This is a genomic window from Duganella sp. Dugasp56, assembly GCF_047304105.1.
In the GTDB taxonomy this organism is placed as follows: domain Bacteria; phylum Pseudomonadota; class Gammaproteobacteria; order Burkholderiales; family Burkholderiaceae_D; genus Rugamonas; species Rugamonas hordei.
The window spans coordinates 25,100-41,052 of record NZ_JBGLYQ010000033.1 but is presented as its reverse complement, the minus strand read 5'-3'; the positions used below and the strand labels follow the sequence as shown (position 1 = coordinate 41,052).

The following is a 15,953-nucleotide window of genomic DNA, read 5'->3' as shown; positions in this document are numbered from 1 at the left end:
TTTGTAGACAATATACATCACGAATATGGAATTTTCAATCCATGAGGCCCTTGCGGATTAACACGATTAATCCATAAAAATCAATATCTTACGTATTTTTATAAAAAATCGTCAGGTAAAAATAGTAGTCAAACTACACAAAATTGGGAGAGAAAATAGTGAGCAACACCGGCAACGGGCCGATGCCCCGGCAAATTCCATACATCATCGCCAACGAAGGCTGCGAACGTTTCAGCTTCTACGGCATGCGCAACATCCTGACGCCCTTCCTGCTCAGCACCCTGCTGCTGTTCGTGCCGCTGGCAGACCGCGCCAGCGAGGCCAAGCACGTGTTCCACACCTTCGTCATCGGCGTCTATTTCTTCCCGCTGCTGGGCGGCTGGCTAGCCGACCGCTGGTTTGGCAAGTACAACACGGTGTTCTGGTTCAGTTTGATCTACGTGGCCGGCCACGCCTGCCTGGCCATCTTCGAGGACAACCTCAAGGGCTTCTATTTCGGCCTGTTCCTGATCGCCTTCGGCTCGGGCGGCATCAAGCCGCTGGTGGTGGCCTTCGTCGGCGACCAGTTCGACCAGACCAACAAGAACCGCGCCAAGGTAGTGTTCGACGCCTTCTACTGGATCATCAACTTCGGCTCCTTCTTCGCCTCGCTGCTGATGCCGGTGTTCCTGCGCGACTACGGCCCGGCCGTGGCCTTCGGCATTCCCGGCGTGCTGATGGCGATCGCCACGCTGGTGTTCTGGCTCGGCAAACGCAAATACGTGCACGTGCCGCCGGCCGCGCCGAATCCGGATTCCTTCAGCAGCGTGGCGCGCACCGCCCTGATGACCAAGGTGCCGGGCCGGTCGAACCCGGGCCTGGTGATCGCCGGCGTCGGCGCGCTGGGCGCGGTCGCGGCGCTGGTCATGACACCGCAATGGGGCTTCGTCATCGCCGCCTGCACGGCGCTGGTGCTGCTGCTGGCGTTTGGCGGCATCGGCGTGTCGATGCAACTGGACCGCGCGCGCGGACTGCATACCGATGAAGCGGTCGAAGGCGTGCGCGCGGTGCTGCGCATCCTGATCGTGTTCGCGATGATCACGCCGTTCTGGTCGCTGTTCGACCAGAAGGCCTCGACCTGGATCGTCCAGGCCAATTCGATGGACAGCCCGCTGCTGTCGATCTTCGGCTGGGAATTCAAGCTGCTGCCGGCGCAGATGCAGGCGGTCAATCCTATCCTGGTGATGCTGCTGATCCCGTTCAACAACCTGGCGCTGTTCCCGATCATGCGCCTCATCGGCATCACGCCGACGCCGCTGCGCCGCATGGGCATGGGCATCGCGCTGTCGGCGCTGGCCTGGGTGGTGATCGGCATGATCCAGCTGAAGATGGATGGCGGCGACAAGGTGTCCATCCTGTGGCAGCTGCTGCCGTATGCGCTGCTGACTTTGGGCGAGGTGCTGGTTTCGGCCACGGGCCTGGAGTTCGCGTACAGCCAGGCGCCGGCGTCGATGAAGGGCATCATCCTGAGCTTCTGGTACCTGGCTGTCACCATCGGCAACCTGTGGGTGCTGATCGTGAACGCCGGCGTGAAGAACGAGGCCGTCAGCGCCTACATCGCCGGCAGCGGCGTGAGTCTGATCGGCTTCCAGATGTTCTTCTTCGCCGCCTTCGCGCTGCTGGTCGCGGCGATCTTCGCGCTGTACGCATTGCGCTACAAGATGGTGGACAACTACCGCAGCGAAGGCGCCGCCAGCTTCTGCTACCCAGCCACCGCGAAGGATAGGTCGTAAGTCAAAGTATCAAAACTACAGATTTTGGATTACCATAACCGGCAAATTTAAGGGTATTTGCCGGTTTTTTGTAGCCGCACTACCTAAATCTATAGTTTTGGAGGCGGCAATATGGCGGGGAATCGGATTGCAGGAATTTCTATTGGCGGCGCGCTCGCGCTGACCTGTCTGGCCGCTGCGGCCGCCAATCCGCCCGCCGGGCCGATGCTGGATGCCTGCGACGGGCCGTTTGCCACCGTCCTGCAGCAGGCCTCCGCCGCCGACGCGCGCGCCTACTGGCTCAATCGCCAGTTGATCAAGTGGCCGGGGGCCGATGCCGCCGGTGGCGCTTTCAAACTCTATTACTCGTCTTCCGCATCGCTGCATGCGACGCCCGGCGCACGCGTGTCCGGTGCGGATGGCTCGCTGGCGTTGGCGCACTTCGATGGCGGCCTGCCGGCGGATGCCGCGCAGCGGTTCAAATTTGTCGGCAATGGCGCGGTGCTGGCCCTGGCGCCTGCCGACGGAGCGCGCCTCGGCGGCGTGCTGACGCGGCAGGTGATGCTGGTACACGAGGCCGACGACGGCAGCGTGCGCGATGCCACCACGCTGCAAATCGCCGGTGCGCTGGACGACCTGTATGCCGGCGCCGCCAATGCGCGCGATCTCGGCGTGACGGTCGGAGCGGCGACCGGCTTCAAACTTTGGGCGCCAACCGCGCAGCGCGTAGCGCTGTGCACCTACGCCAGCGGCTCCGGCAAGGCCAGCGCCATCACCGCCATGCAACGCGACAACGCCACCGGCATCTGGTCCGCGCGGCTGCCTGGCAACCAGTCCGGCCACTACTACCAATACCTCGTGGACGTCGTCGCGCCGTCCGCAGGCCTGGTGCGCAACCTCGTCACCGATCCCTACTCGATCAGCCTGACCACCGATTCCAGGCGCAGCTACATCGCCGACCTGAACGCCACCAGCCTGAAGCCCGCCGGTTGGGACAAGACGCCAGCGCCGAAAAAGGTCGCCGCCCAACCCGACATGACAGTCTACGAACTGCACGTGCGCGACTTCTCGATCAACGACAGCACCGTCAGCGCCGCGCACCGCGGCAAGTACGCGGCCTTCACCGAGGCCGGCTCCAACGGCATGAAGCACCTGGCAGCGCTCAGCAAAGCCGGCATGACCGACATCCACCTGTTGCCGGTGTTCGACATCGGCAGCGTGCCGGAGCAAGGCTGCGCCATGCCGGACGTGGCCGCCCTGCCCGGCCTGAAACCGGACGGCGAGGAACAGCAGGCGCTGGTCGCGAAAACCCAGTCCGTCGACTGCTACAACTGGGGCTACGACCCGTACCACTACAACGCCCCTGAAGGCAGCTACGCCACCGATCCCTCCGACGGCGCCAAACGCATCGTCGAATTCCGCCAGATGGTGCAGGCGCTGCACAAGACCGGCCTGCGCGTCGGCATGGACGTGGTCTACAACCATACCTTCATCGCCGGCCAACACGAGAAATCCGTGCTGGACCGCGTGGTGCCCGGCTACTACCACCGTCTGAACGCCAAGGGCGAGGTCGAACGCTCGACCTGCTGCGACAACACCGCCACCGAAAACCTGATGATGGCCAAGCTGATGATCGACTCGGTCGAACAGTGGGCCGTTCAATACAAGATCGACTCGTTCCGCTTCGACCTGATGGGCCACCAGCCGCGCGCCGCGATGGAGCAACTGCAGGCCCGCGCCGACCGCGCCACCGGCCGCCACGTCAACCTGATCGGCGAAGGCTGGAACTTCGGCGAAGTGGCCGACGGCGCGCGCTTCGTTCAGGCCTCGCAGTTGTCGCTGAACGGCAGCGGCATCGGCACCTTCAGCGACCGCGGGCGCGATGCGGTGCGCGGCGGCGGCGCGGGCGACAGCGGCGTGCAGATGATTACCCAGCAGGGCTACATCAATGGCCTGGTGTACGACGCCAATGCGCAAGCCGGCGCCCGTCCCACCGTCGACCTGCTGCACGCGGCCGACCTGGTCAAGGTGGGCCTGGCCGGCTCGATCCGCAGCTACCCGTTGACCATCGCCGATGACCGCACCGTCGCGCTGCAGGACATCGTCTACGGCGGCAACCAGCCGGCCGGCTACGCCAGCGAACCGGGCGAAGTTGTCAACTACGTCGAGAACCACGACAACCAGACGCTGTTCGACATCAATGTCTTCAAGCTGCCGCTGGCCACCACCAGCGCCGAGCGCGCGCAGGTGCAGATGCTGGGCGCCGCCATCAACGCCTTCAGCCAGGGTGTGGCTTACTTCCATGCCGGCTTCGACATCCTGCGTTCCAAATCGCTGGACCGCAACAGCTTCGAGTCGGGCGACTGGTTCAACCGCCTGGACTGGAGCTACCAGGACAACTACTACGGCATCGGCGTGCCGCGCGAGGAAGACAACGGCAAGGACTACGCCCTCATCAAACCGCTGCTGCGCAACGCCGCCATCAAGCCGTCGCCGAAAGACATCGCCTATGCGCGCGACGCCTTCCGCGACCTGTTGTCGATCCGCTCCAGCAGCACGCTGTTCCGCCTGCGCACCGCCGCCGACATCAAGCAGCGCCTGCGCTTCCACAACACCGGCAGCGGCCAGGTGCCGACAGTGATCGTCGCGCACCTCGACGGCGCCGGCTATGCCGGAGCCAATTTCAAGTCCATCACCTACCTGATCAACGTCGACAAAGTCGCGCAACGCGTCACCGTGGCGGAAGAGAAAAACCGCCGCTACCAGCTGCATCCCGTCCACACCAGCATGGCCGCAGCGGACAAACGCGTGGCCTTGGAAGCCAAATACGACAAGGCCTCCGGCACGTTTGCAATTCCGCCACGCAGCGCCGTGGTCTTCGTGGAAAAGTAGGAAAGACCATGCTATCTTTTCGGCTCCCTATGGATCCGGAAAGAGATCATGATGAACCGCCTCCCCGCCGCGCTACTCCTCCTCGCCTTGGGCGCCTGCGGCGGCGGAGGCGACTACACCACACCGGCCAACCACGCGCCGGTGGCCATCGCCGGCCCGGCACAAACCGTCCCGGCGGGCAGCTCGGTCAAGCTGGCCGGCAGCGGCACCGATGCGGACAAGGACATCCTCGGTTATTCGTGGACGCTGACCAAACCGGCGGGCAGCACCGCGACGCTGCTGAACTATCACGTCGCCACGCCCACCTTCTTTGCCGACCTGCCCGGTACCTACGCCGCCACGCTGATCGTCAACGACGGTACGCTTGACAGCACACCATCCACCGTCACCATCACCGCGCAGTAGCGCGTTGCGAAAGCAGCTCAATCACGGCTTTGGCCGCAGCCTCCGCCGAGGCCGGATTTTGTCCCGTGACCAGGTTGCCATCGATGACGACATTTGGCGCCCAGGACGTTCCCGCCTCATATGCGGCTCCCGCCGCACACAAACGGTCTTCCAGCAACCACGGCGCATTGTCCGCCAGCCCCACTTGCACTTCTTCGGCATTTGAGAACGCCGTGAGCCTGCGACCTTTGAAAGCCCAGCTTGCGGCGTCCCCGGCCGCCAGGAAGCTGGCCTGACCGTGACAGACCGCCGCGACGACTTTAGCAGGATGGTTCAGCGCCTCGGCGAGAATTTTGCCCACGCCGCCATGGACCGCCAGGTCTTGCATCGGACCGTGGCCGCCCGGAACAAAGACTGCGTCGAAATCCCCCACATCCAGATCCGCAGCCCGGGCAGGAGCACGGAGCGCGCTGCCATGCAAATTCAGATACGCCGAAATGGCGGCTACCTTGGCGGTGTCGCCATTGTTCGCTTCAGGGCTGAGACTCAAGCCATCAACAACGGCAGGCGAGCCTTCCGGCGTGGCTATCGTGATGCTCACGCCGGCGTTGGAAAATATTTGATGCGGCACGACGAACTCTTCGCCCCAAAAGCCGCTGGCGCGCTGACTGCCGTCTTTTTGGGTCCACGAAGTTGCGCCGGTAAGAATAAAAAGTACTGAAGACATATTGATCTTTCTAACATGGGTTGCAAGAGGAATTCAGTATGCTCACAACCCAGTGTTGCGTAAATGAAGACAGTACGATTTCAGAATTCCTCAAACCGGAATACCGTAGAATATGGAATTCCTTATTCCACCCGGACTGCGAATGAACAAGCTCGAAACACTGCGCATCTTTGGCATCGCTGCCGACGCCGTCAATTTTCGCGACGCGGCGACGCGGCTCGGCGTTTCCCCTCAGGTGGTCACGCGCGTGGTCAAGGAACTGGAAGCGGAATTTGGTGAGCTGCTGTTTCATCGAAATACAAGAGGCGTGCGCCTCACCGGCTTCGGTGAAAAACTGGCGCTCAAGGCGGCTGGCGCGGTTGCGGGCATTGACGAGATATTTTCGGATCAAAGGCTCAACGTCACGCAGGACATCGCGGGCACGGTCAGGATAGCGGCGCCCAGTGTGCTGGGCCGCCGGTTTATCAGCCGTCAGTTGGCGCCGATACTCGCCGTCCATCCTGGTCTTCGAATTGACTTGCGGCTTTCTGAAGTTTCCGCTGATGTGGTTGAAAGGCAAATTGACGTCGGCGTTCGTATTGGCCATATACGCGACAGCCGCTTCGTGGTACGCCGGGTTTCGCCAGCATCGCTGTATTTCGTCGGCGCTCCAGCGCTGATCGATCGATTGGGCCGGCCCGGCAACGAGGAAAAACTATTGCGCGGTCCTCTGACCGTGCTCATAGACAGAAATACCGGCATGCCCTGGCCATGGATGTTCAAGGGCGGGCGCGAACAGGTGCCGTCGGACCCGGTATTTGTCACCGATGATCCGGAAGCGGAATGCGAGGCCGTACTGGATGGCATAGGCTTCGGCCAACTTCCGGGCCATCTCGCCTTACGCCATTTGCTCGCCGGGCGGCTGGTCTCGGTCCTGGACAAGTCGAGGCCTGCTCCTGCATCGATCTATGTGTATCGTCCGCAAAGAACGCCGGTGCCGGCGCGCGTCCGGTTGATCTTCGATGCTTTGTGCGCCATCCTGGCCGAATGCGAGGATAGCTCTGCTACACTGGAATGACGCCAGTCACCACCGCCCAGGATATGAAACTGCATACGCTCGCGCTGCCCGCCTTCCTATTTGCGCTGACCGCTGCGGCCGCGCCCATCACCGATCCCGTCGAATGGATCAATCCCCTGATGGGCACCGCCAGCAAGCCGGAGCTCTCGAACGGCAACACCTACCCGACCATCGCGATGCCGTGGGGGATGAACTTCTGGACGCCGCAGACCGGCAAGATGGGCAACGGCTGGGCCTACACCTACGACGCCGACAAGATCCGCGGCTTCAAGCAGACGCACCAGCCGTCGCCGTGGATGAACGACTACGGCCAGTTCGCCATCATGCCTGTCACCGGCAAGCTCAGATTCACACAGGACGACCGCGCCAGCTGGTTCTCGCACAAGGCCGAAGTGGCCAAGCCTTACTACTACAGCGTCTACCTGGCGGACGCCGATGTGACCACCGAAATCGCGCCGACCGAACGCGCCGCGCAGTTCCGCTTTACCTTCCCCAAGACCGACGAAGCCTGGGTGGTGGTGGACGCCTACGACAAAGGCTCGTACATCAAGGTGATCCCGGCCGAGCGCAAGGTGATCGGCTACAGCACGCGCTACGCGCGCGGCCCGCTGCCGAAAAACTTCAAGAACTGGTTCGTCATCACCTTCGACAAACCATTCGCCTCCACCCTCATCTGGAGCGGCGACAAGCTGGCTGGCGACATTATGGAGCTGGCCAGCGACCATAGCGGCGCGGTGCTCGGCTTCAAGACCGAAAAAGGCGAGAAGGTCGGCATGCGCGTGGCCTCCTCCTTCATCAGCGCGGAACAGGCGGAACTGAACCTGAAGCGCGAACTGGCCACCGACAGCTTCGACACCACCGCGCAAAAGGGCAAGGACGTTTGGAACAAGACGCTGAGCCGTATCAGCGTCGAAGGCGGCAGCGTCGACCAGACGCGCACCTTCTATTCCAGCCTGTATCGCATGCTGTTCTTCCCGAACAAGCTGTACGAGATCGACGCGAACAACCAGATCGTCCACTGGAGTCCCTACAACGGCCAGGTCCTGCCCGGCTATATGTTTGCCGGCACCGGCTTCTGGGACACCTTCCGCGCGCTGTATCCGTTCCTGAACCTGATGTACCCGTCGATCAATCGCGAGATGCAGGCGGGCCTGGTCAACGACTACAAGGAAGGCGGCTGGCTGCCCGAGTGGTCCAGTCCAGGCCTGGCCAATGTCATGATCGGCAATAACTCGGCGTCGGTGGTGGCCGAGGCCTACGTCAAGGGCCTGCGCGGCTACGACATCGACACGCTGTGGCAAGCGCTGAAGCACGGCGCCGACAACGAAGGCCCGATGACTGCCGTCGGCCGCGCAGGCGTCAAGTACTACAACGAGTTGGGCTACGTGCCCTACGACGTCAAGATCAACGAGAACGCCGCGCGCACGCTCGAATACGCGTACGACGATTTCGCCATCTACCAGCTGGGCAAGGCGCTCGGCAAGCCGCAATCGGAGATCGGCATCTACAGGCAGCGCGCGATGAACTACAAGAAGTTGTTCGATCCGGAGACTGGCCTCATGCGCGGCAAGAACCGGGACGGCAGCTTCCAGTCGCCGTTCAATCCATACAAATGGGGCGACGCTTTCACCGAGGGGAACAGCTGGCACTACACCTGGTCCGTGTTCCAGGACGTGAACGGGCTGGTGGACTTGATGGGCGGCCGCGACAAGTTCGTCGCCAAGCTCGATCAGGTCTTCACGCTGCCGCCGACTTTCGATGAAAGCTATTACGGTGAAGTGATCCACGAGATCCGCGAAATGCAGATCGCGAACATGGGGCAGTACGCACACGGCAACCAGCCCATCCAGCACATGATCTACCTGTACGATTACGCCGGCGCCCCGTGGAAGACCCAGTACTGGGTGCGGGAGGCGATGAACCGCCTGTACAAGGCCACGCCGGACGGCTACTGCGGCGACGAGGACAACGGCCAGACCTCGGCCTGGTATGTGTTCTCGGCGCTGGGCTTTTATCCGGTCACGCCGGCGGTGCCGCAATACGTGGTCGGCGCCCCGCTGTTCAAGAAGGTCACGCTGAAGCTCGAGAACGGCAAGACGGTGGTCATCAACGCGCCGGCCAACAGCGACAGCAAGCGCTATGTGAACGCGCTCAAGGTCAACGGCAAGCCTTATTCGAGGAATTGGCTGGACCATACTAGCTTGATGCAAGGCGCCATCCTGGATTTTGACATGGCCGAAAAGCCCAATATCCGGCGCTCCACCTCTGCCGCCGACGCGCCATACTCCCTGTCGGCCGATCCGCAACACTAGTCAATTGTGATCGAGCAATGAACCGGAGACCGTGCTATGCTATGTTTTTCCTTTCGGCAATTTAAATCATAAGTTGCGCCCCGGGAGCCCCACCCCGCTCCCGCTGCAGTCCTCCAGTGCCCAGTCCCGCATTGAATAGCCCTTGTCAGAGAACCGCGTTACCACGCAAAGACCAGATCATGACTATTTCTTGCACACTCGCCGAAGCACGCCGCATGGACGCGCTCAATAAATTGAACCTGCTGGACACGCCGCCCAGCGAAGCCTTCGACCGCATCACGCGCATGGCGGCCCGGCTGTTCGACCTGCCGATCGCCGCCGTGTCGCTGACCGACGCCAACCGCCAGTGGTTCAAGTCGCGCGTGGGCGTCGAGCACACCGCCATCCCGCGCATGCGCGCCCCCTGCGGCAGCGTGGCCGACAGCGGCGACCTGCTGGTGGTCCCCGACCTGCTGGAAGACGAATATTTTCGCGACAGCCCGCTGGCCGCCAGCGGCGTCCGCTACTACGCCGGCGCGCCGCTGACCACCGCCGACGGCCACTGCCTGGGCGCGATGTGCGTGCTGGGCATGCAGCCGCGCCAGACCACGCCCGACGAGATCAGCGCCTTGTGCGATCTGGCCAGCATGATCATGTCGCAGATCGAATTGCAGCACGCGCTGGGCCGCATCGATCCGCTCAGCGGCCTGCCGAACCGCAACCAGTTCATGGAAGACTTCCAGGACCTGCAGTACGACCGCCCGGCCGGCGAACAGCGGCTGGCGGTGCTGATCAACCTGTCGACGCCCGACCAGCTGGGCCATGCGGCGCGCGCGATGAGTCCCTCCTATCTCGACGAACTGGTGACCGACGCCGCGTGCTGGCTGCGCGCGATGGCGGGTGCGGGCCGCATCGTGTACCAGGTGTCGAGCACCCAGTTCGCGCTGATCGCGCCGCCCGGCGCGACGGTCGCCACCTATGTGCCGCTGCTGGAGCAGAAAATCGCCCAGGCACAGTGCATCGCCAAATCGCGCTACGTGGCCACGCCCACGGTCGGCGTGGCGCCGTTCGAAGTGGGCGCCTCCGATTGCCTCAGCGTGCTGCGCCAGGCGCAGAGCGCGGCGCAGGACGCGATCGACACCCCCACCCATATCGCGGTGTATTCGGAAGCGGAGGATGCGCGGTACCGCCGGCGCTTTGCCCTGCTCAACGATTTCGGCGCGGCGCTGGAAAGCCCCGGCCAGCTGCGGCTGGTGTTCCAGCCGCGCATCGACCTGATCACCGGCATGTGCACCGGCGCCGAAGCGTTGCTGCGTTGGCAGCATCCGACGCTCGGCGCGGTGGGGCCGGCGGAATTCATACCGGTGATCGAGCGCTCCGGCATGGCGCAGGCCACCACCGCCTGGGTGCTGGCGTCGGCGATGCGCCAGCAGCGGCTGTGGCGCGACCAGGGCTTGATATTGCAGCTGTCGGTGAACGTGTCGGCGGCCAATCTGCTGGAACCGGATTTCGCCGCCGCGCTGGAAGCGGGCTTGCGGCAGCATGGCCTGGAGGCCGCCTGCATGGAGCTGGAGATCACCGAAAGCGCCATCATGGCGCAGCCGGTCAAGGCCCACGCGATGCTGGAGGCCATCGCCGCCACCGGCGTGCGGCTGGCGATCGACGACTTCGGCACCGGCTACAGCAGCCTGTCGTATCTGCAGCGCATGCCGGCCGACGTGGTCAAGATCGACCAGTCGTTCATCATCGGCCTGGAGGACGACACGCGCAAGCAGGCGCTGGTGGCCACCATGATCACCTTGTCGCAGGATCTCGGCCTGCGCGTGGTTGCCGAAGGCGTGGAGTTCGACGAGGTGCGCACCTTCCTTACACTGGCAGGTTGCGACGAAGCGCAGGGCTACTTGTTCGCCCGGCCGATGGAAGCGGAAGAGTTAACCGGCTGGTGCGCCTCTTCCGCTCCCGCCGCTACTCCTGGCCGATCAGCACCGTCGCATTACGCGTTCCAAATGTGACGCCGCCGCCCTTGACCACCGCAGTCTTGCCGGAGTAGTAGTCCTTCACCTTCTGGCCGTTGGCGAACACGCCGTGCAGGTCGATCTTCGCCGGCTTATCGGTCGGCAGGTCCAGCGCGACCACCACCTTGTCGTGCAGCGCGCCCTGGTCGTATGTGCGCTTGAAGACATAAGGCTTGGCCTGCAGCTGCTGGTGCACGCCGGCGCCGACCGCCACGTGCGCCTTGCGGAACAAGCCGATCCTGGCCCAGTGCGCGCGCACCTCGGCGATCTTGTAGCCGTCGCGTTCGACGTTGCGCTCCAGCTCATCCCAGTTCATGAAGGAACGCAGCTTGGCGTCGCCCACCGCCTCGGCCACGTCCAGCTTGCGCGCGGTTTCGTCGCCGTAGTAGATCTGCGCGGCGCCCGGCGCCAGCAGCAGCTTGTTGGCGCTTTCAAAAGGCTTTTTGCGCGACGCGTCGAACGGCTTGTCGAAGTCGTGCGAGTCCAGGTAGTTCAGCACCGAGTAGCCGTCCAGCGCGCCGCCATGCAACTGCTTCGAATAAGCGCTGAACAGCGATTCGTAGTCCTTCTCCGCGTCGTACACCAGTCCGAAATTAATCAGGCTGTTGAAGCCGTTCTGGTAGTAATTGAAGGCCTGCCCGCCGCCCAGGTCGAACATCTGGCCTTGCGCGATGTTGTAGTTGAAGACTTCCGCCGTCATGTAGAACTTGTCGTCACCGAGTTTCTTGTCCGGATTGGCGCGCTTCCAGTCGTCGAAGGCCGCGTCGGCCACGGTGCGCAGCTCCTTCCAGACCTTGGCCTCGACGTGCTTGACGGTGTCTGCGCGGAAGCCGTCGACGCCGTATTTGCGTATCCAGTCCGTATGCCATTTCATCAGATAGTAGCGCGGTGCGCGCGGATAGCCGGTGCGGGCGAAGAACTCGTTCAGCTCTTTCACTTCGCGCTCGAAGCGGCCTTCGCGCTGCCACTTCGCCGCCAGGTTTTCCGGCAGCTCCACCGGCGTGTCGCTGTCGGTGCGGAAGTCCGGCAGGTTCTTCACCAGCGTGCACTCGATGGAGGTCTTCGCGTCCTTGTAGGTGCACTGCGGTCCGGTGCGGACCCAGTCGTCCGGCCATACGTAGTCGGTCTCCGTTACCGGTCCGGTCTGGTTCATCACCACGTCCAGCAACACGCGGATGCCGTGCGCGTGCGCGGCTTCGACGAAATTGCGGAAGTCGTTTTCCGTGCCCAGGTTGGCGTCGACGGTGGTGAAATCCTTGGCCCAGTAGCCGTGGAAGCCGTAGGACTTGCCGGTGCCTTCATCGGTGCCCTCGTGGATCTGCTCCACCGGCGGCGTAAGCCAGATCGCCGTCACGCCAAGGCTGTCGAAATAGCCTTCGTTGATCTTGCTGGTGATGCCGGCCAGGTCGCCGCCCATGAAGCCGCGCAGCGGACCCGCGTCCGCCTTGCGGCCGTAGGCCAGGTCGTTGCCGGTAAAGGCGTTGTTGAAGCGGTCGGTCAGCAGGAAATAGACGGTGGCGTTCTCCCACAGGAATGGCTTGGCCGCCGGCGCGGTGGCGGGCGGCTTGGCCGCCATCGCCGGGGAATACGCGGCGCCGAGCGCCAGTGCCAGAGTCATTGCGAGGGGAGTCAATTTCATGCTGTCGTCCTTATGGTTTTATGTGGTGACGGTCGGACGCGCTCGTCCGGTCCATCCGGTTATGCCGCCGACCTGCTCGGCGATCAGTATCAACGCCGCCAAGGCCTGCTGCGTCGGCAAATGGTGATAAGTTGGATCGGCTTCGTAGCGCTCCAGATAGACGCGCAAGGTCGCCCCTTCGGTGCCTGTGCCGGACAGGCGGAACACGATGCGCGAACCGTTGGTCATGACGATGCGTATGCCCTGCTGCCGGGCCACCGAGCCGTCGACCGGATCGGTGTATTCGAAATCGTCGGCCAGGGCGACCACGTAATGGCCCAGGTCCTGCCCCGGCAGCGTGGCCAGCTTGATGCGCAGGGAAGCCATCAGCTCATTGGCCGCGTTGGTTTCCACCGCCTCGTAGTCGTGGCGCGAATAGTAGTTGCGGCCGAAGCGCGCCCAGTGTTCGCTCACCAGCTGCTCAACCGACTTGCCGCTTGCGGCCAGCAGGTTAAGCCAGAACAGCACCGCCCACAGGCCGTCCTTCTCGCGGATATGGTCGGAGCCGGTGCCGTAGCTCTCTTCGCCGCACAGCGTGGCCTTGCCGGCGTCCAGCAGCGTGCCGAAGAACTTCCAGCCGGTCGGGGTTTCGTAGGCGGGGATGCCCAGCGCCTCGGCCACGCGGTCGGCCGCCTGCGAGGTCGGCATCGAACGGGCGATGCCTTTCAGGCCGTCGCGGTAGCCCGGCGCCACGGTCGCATTCGCGGCCAGCACGGCCAGGCTGTCCGACGGCGTGACGTCGAACTTGCGGCCGACGATCATGTTGCGGTCGCCGTCGCCGTCGGATGCGGCGCCGAAGTCCGGCGCATCGTCGGCGGCCATGATGGCGATCAGCTCGGCGGCGTTGACGGGGTTCGGGTCCGGATGGTGGCCGCCGAAATCCTCCAGCGGCACGCCGTTGATGACGGTGCCGGCCGGCGCGCCCAGCATGCCTTCGAGGATGGCCTTGGCATACGGGCCGGAGACCGCGTGCATGCCGTCGAAGCACATGCGGAAGCCGCCGCCGAACAGTTTGCGGATCGCCTCGAAGTCGAACAGCTTCTGCATCAGTTCCGCATAGTCGGCGACGGAATCGATCACTTCGACCTCCATCTGCTCGATGCGCGTAACGCCGATGCGATTGAGGTCGACGGCGGCGGCGTCGCTGATGCGATATTCGGTGATGGTCTCGGTGCGCTGGTAGATCGCCTCGGTCACGCTTTCCGGCGCCGGGCCGCCGTTGGCGATGTTGTACTTGATGCCGAAGTCGCCATCCGGTCCGCCCGGGTTATGGCTGGCCGACAGCACGATGCCGCCCAGCGCGCCATGCTTGCGGATCACGCAGCTGACGGCCGGCGTCGACAGGATGCCGCCCTGCCCGACCAGCACCCTGGCGTAGCCGTGGGCGGCGGCCATGCGCAGGATGGTCTGCACGGCGTCGCGGTTGTGGAAGCGGCCGTCGCCGCCCAGCACCAGCGTCTTGCCGGCGCAGTCGCCCAGCGTGTCGAACACGCTTTGCACGAAGTTTTCGAGATAGTGCGGCTGCTGGAAGACCGTGACTTTTTTCCGCAGACCGGAAGTCCCCGGCCGCTGGCCAGGGAAGGATTTGGTGTTGACCGTCTGAATGCTCATGTTCGCTCCGCGTAGGGTGGTGACAGATTTACTGCAACGGTTTTACCTGTTCCGGCAAAATCGCGTCGCACAAGTAACTTGTCTCACGAACAATATTACATCAATGGCCGGCCGGTTCTGCGTTATCGCGCACGGCCAGCGTCAACACGCCCGCCACCACCATGCACACGCCGCCCAGCATCAGCGTCTTGACGGTATGGCCCATGAACCAGTGTTTGGTCACAAACCCCAGCAGCACGCCGCTGACGATTTGCGGAATGACGATGAAGAAGTTGAACACGCCCATGTAGTAGCCCATCCGTTTGGCCGGCAGCGCCCCGGCCAGGATCGCGTACGGCATGGTCAGGATCGACGCCCAGGCGACGCCCACGCCGATCATCGGCAGGTACAACATGCTCAGGTCGTGGATGGCGTAGATGCTGAACAGGCTGACGCCGCCGATCAGCAGGCAGCTCATGTGCACGAACTTGCGGCTGGTCTTGCGCGCGAGGACGGGCAGGATGAACGCGGCCAGCGCCGCCACGCCGCTGTACACGGCGAACATCACGCCGACGCGGTTTCCCGCTTCCTGGAACGCGGCCGATTGCGCGTCGGTGGTGCCGAACACGTTTTCGCCGATGGCGGAGGTGGTGTAGATCCACATCGCGAACAGCGCGATCCAGGTGAAGAACTGCACGGCCGCCAGCTGCACCATGGTCTTGGGCATCTTGACGAAGCCGCTGAGGATCTCGGCGAAGGCGTGGCCCAGGCCCTTGCTGCGCTGCTGCTCGGCGCGGAACGCGGCCAGGTCGTCCGGCGGCGTTTCCTTGGCGGTGACCACGGTCCACAGCACGGCCAGCATGTAGATCGCGCCGCCGGCGTAGAACGAGTAACGCACGGTGTCGGGGATGGCGCCGTTGACCGGCACGTTGCTGACGCCGAGGACATCGGCGAAGATGGTCGGCAGCAGCGACGCGATCACCGCGCCCCAGCCGATGAAGAAGGTCTGCATCGCGAAGCCGGCGGTCTGCTGCGATGGCCCCAGCTTGTCGCCGACGAAGGCACGGAAAGGCTCCATCGACACGTTGATGGCACCGTCCATCAGCCACAGTACGGCGACGGCCATCCACAGCGCGGTGGAATTGGGCATCAGGAACAGCGCGATCGACGCCAGCAAGGCGCCGACGAAGAAGAACGGACGGCGGCGGCCCCAGGTCGGGTGCCAGGTGTTGTCGCTCAAATAGCCGATGATGGGCTGCACCAGCAAGCCGGTGACCGGCGCGGCCAGCCAGAACAGTGACAAGTCGTCGGGATTGGCGCCCAGCGTGGAGAAGATGCGGCTGGTGTTGGCGTTTTGCAGCGCGAAGCCGAATTGAATGCCGAAAAAGCCAAAGCTCATATTCCATAACTGCCAGAACGACAGTATGGGCTTGCTGCTGGATGGTTGCATGCTGCGGGTCCCCGATTATTTGAATTTGTAGCAAAATAACACGGCACCCCATCAGTGTCAATTGAAAGAATTACCTAGTAAAATAAAGGCTTAAGGCCATCCCAGGGACCGAATTTTG

10 protein-coding genes are annotated in these 15,953 nt (G+C 63.3%); 6 read left to right on the top strand and 4 right to left on the bottom strand.

What is annotated here, in order from left to right; genetic code table 11:
• Positions 1–182 precede the first annotated feature (182 nt).
• From ACCD07_RS22065 to ACCD07_RS22055, 3 genes are all read left to right on the top strand, one after another.
• A complete protein-coding gene (locus ACCD07_RS22065) occupies positions 183–1,772 on the top strand; it encodes an oligopeptide:H+ symporter (RefSeq protein ID WP_413448592.1) in 1,590 nt (529 codons plus the stop codon).
• Between the two features lie 111 nt (positions 1,773–1,883).
• Complete coding sequence (gene pulA, locus ACCD07_RS22060; protein ID WP_413448563.1) at positions 1,884–4,643, top strand: pullulanase-type alpha-1,6-glucosidase; 2,760 nt, start codon at positions 1,884–1,886, stop codon at positions 4,641–4,643.
• 48 nt (positions 4,644–4,691) lie between these two features.
• Entirely contained in the window at positions 4,692–5,048 is a 357-nt protein-coding gene (locus ACCD07_RS22055) for a PKD domain-containing protein (RefSeq protein WP_176652757.1), read from the top strand.
• Here the strand turns inward: ACCD07_RS22055 and ACCD07_RS22050 are convergent.
• Positions 5,035–5,754 carry a type 1 glutamine amidotransferase domain-containing protein gene (locus tag ACCD07_RS22050; protein WP_413448562.1) on the bottom strand — a complete coding sequence of 240 codons (720 nt, stop codon included), beginning with the start codon at positions 5,752–5,754 and terminating at the stop codon, positions 5,035–5,037. The genes ACCD07_RS22055 and ACCD07_RS22050 overlap by 14 nt on opposite strands.
• Before the next feature lie 142 nt (positions 5,755–5,896).
• Here ACCD07_RS22050 and ACCD07_RS22045 point away from each other — a divergent pair, with 142 nt between their 5' ends.
• The 3 genes from ACCD07_RS22045 to ACCD07_RS22035 all read left to right on the top strand — a co-directional run bounded on the left by ACCD07_RS22045 (position 5,897) and on the right by ACCD07_RS22035 (position 11,114).
• A complete protein-coding gene (locus ACCD07_RS22045) occupies positions 5,897–6,811 on the top strand; it encodes a LysR family transcriptional regulator (RefSeq protein WP_176652755.1) in 915 nt (304 codons plus the stop codon).
• Between the two features lie 23 nt (positions 6,812–6,834).
• Positions 6,835–9,123, top strand: coding sequence for a GH92 family glycosyl hydrolase (locus tag ACCD07_RS22040; protein WP_413448561.1), 2,289 nt, complete (start codon positions 6,835–6,837; stop codon positions 9,121–9,123).
• A gap of 179 nt (positions 9,124–9,302) precedes the next feature.
• On the top strand, positions 9,303–11,114 hold the full coding sequence (locus tag ACCD07_RS22035) for an EAL domain-containing protein (RefSeq protein ID WP_413448560.1): 1,812 nt from the start codon (positions 9,303–9,305) through the stop codon (positions 11,112–11,114).
• Here the strand turns inward: ACCD07_RS22035 and ACCD07_RS22030 are convergent.
• From ACCD07_RS22030 to ACCD07_RS22020, 3 genes are all read right to left on the bottom strand, one after another.
• A complete protein-coding gene (locus tag ACCD07_RS22030; RefSeq protein WP_176652752.1) occupies positions 11,068–12,756 on the bottom strand; it encodes an alpha-amylase family glycosyl hydrolase in 1,689 nt (562 codons plus the stop codon). The two genes, ACCD07_RS22035 and ACCD07_RS22030, sit on opposite strands and share 47 nt — an antisense overlap.
• Positions 12,757–12,774: 18 nt before the next feature.
• A complete protein-coding gene (locus ACCD07_RS22025; RefSeq protein ID WP_413448559.1) occupies positions 12,775–14,406 on the bottom strand; it encodes an alpha-D-glucose phosphate-specific phosphoglucomutase in 1,632 nt (543 codons plus the stop codon).
• 100 nt (positions 14,407–14,506) lie between these two features.
• Entirely contained in the window at positions 14,507–15,835 is a 1,329-nt protein-coding gene (locus ACCD07_RS22020) for an MFS transporter (RefSeq protein WP_413448558.1), read from the bottom strand.
• Positions 15,836–15,953 lie beyond the last annotated feature (118 nt).

Bases quoted from the DNA above. Each gene is read 5' to 3' on its own strand.
- ACCD07_RS22065 (WP_413448592.1), top strand. From the start codon at position 183: ATGCCCCGGCAAATTCCATACATCATCGCCAACGAAGGCTGCGAACGT.
- pulA (WP_413448563.1), top strand. From the start codon at position 1,884: ATGGCGGGGAATCGGATTGCAGGAATTTCTATTGGCGGCGCGCTCGCG.
- ACCD07_RS22055 (WP_176652757.1), top strand. From the start codon at position 4,692: ATGATGAACCGCCTCCCCGCCGCGCTACTCCTCCTCGCCTTGGGCGCC.
- ACCD07_RS22050 (WP_413448562.1), bottom strand. From the start codon at position 5,754: ATGTCTTCAGTACTTTTTATTCTTACCGGCGCAACTTCGTGGACCCAA.
- ACCD07_RS22045 (WP_176652755.1), top strand. From the start codon at position 5,897: ATGAACAAGCTCGAAACACTGCGCATCTTTGGCATCGCTGCCGACGCC.
- ACCD07_RS22040 (WP_413448561.1), top strand. From the start codon at position 6,835: ATGAAACTGCATACGCTCGCGCTGCCCGCCTTCCTATTTGCGCTGACC.
- ACCD07_RS22035 (WP_413448560.1), top strand. From the start codon at position 9,303: ATGACTATTTCTTGCACACTCGCCGAAGCACGCCGCATGGACGCGCTC.
- ACCD07_RS22030 (WP_176652752.1), bottom strand. From the start codon at position 12,756: ATGAAATTGACTCCCCTCGCAATGACTCTGGCACTGGCGCTCGGCGCC.
- ACCD07_RS22025 (WP_413448559.1), bottom strand. From the start codon at position 14,406: ATGAGCATTCAGACGGTCAACACCAAATCCTTCCCTGGCCAGCGGCCG.
- ACCD07_RS22020 (WP_413448558.1), bottom strand. From the start codon at position 15,835: ATGCAACCATCCAGCAGCAAGCCCATACTGTCGTTCTGGCAGTTATGG.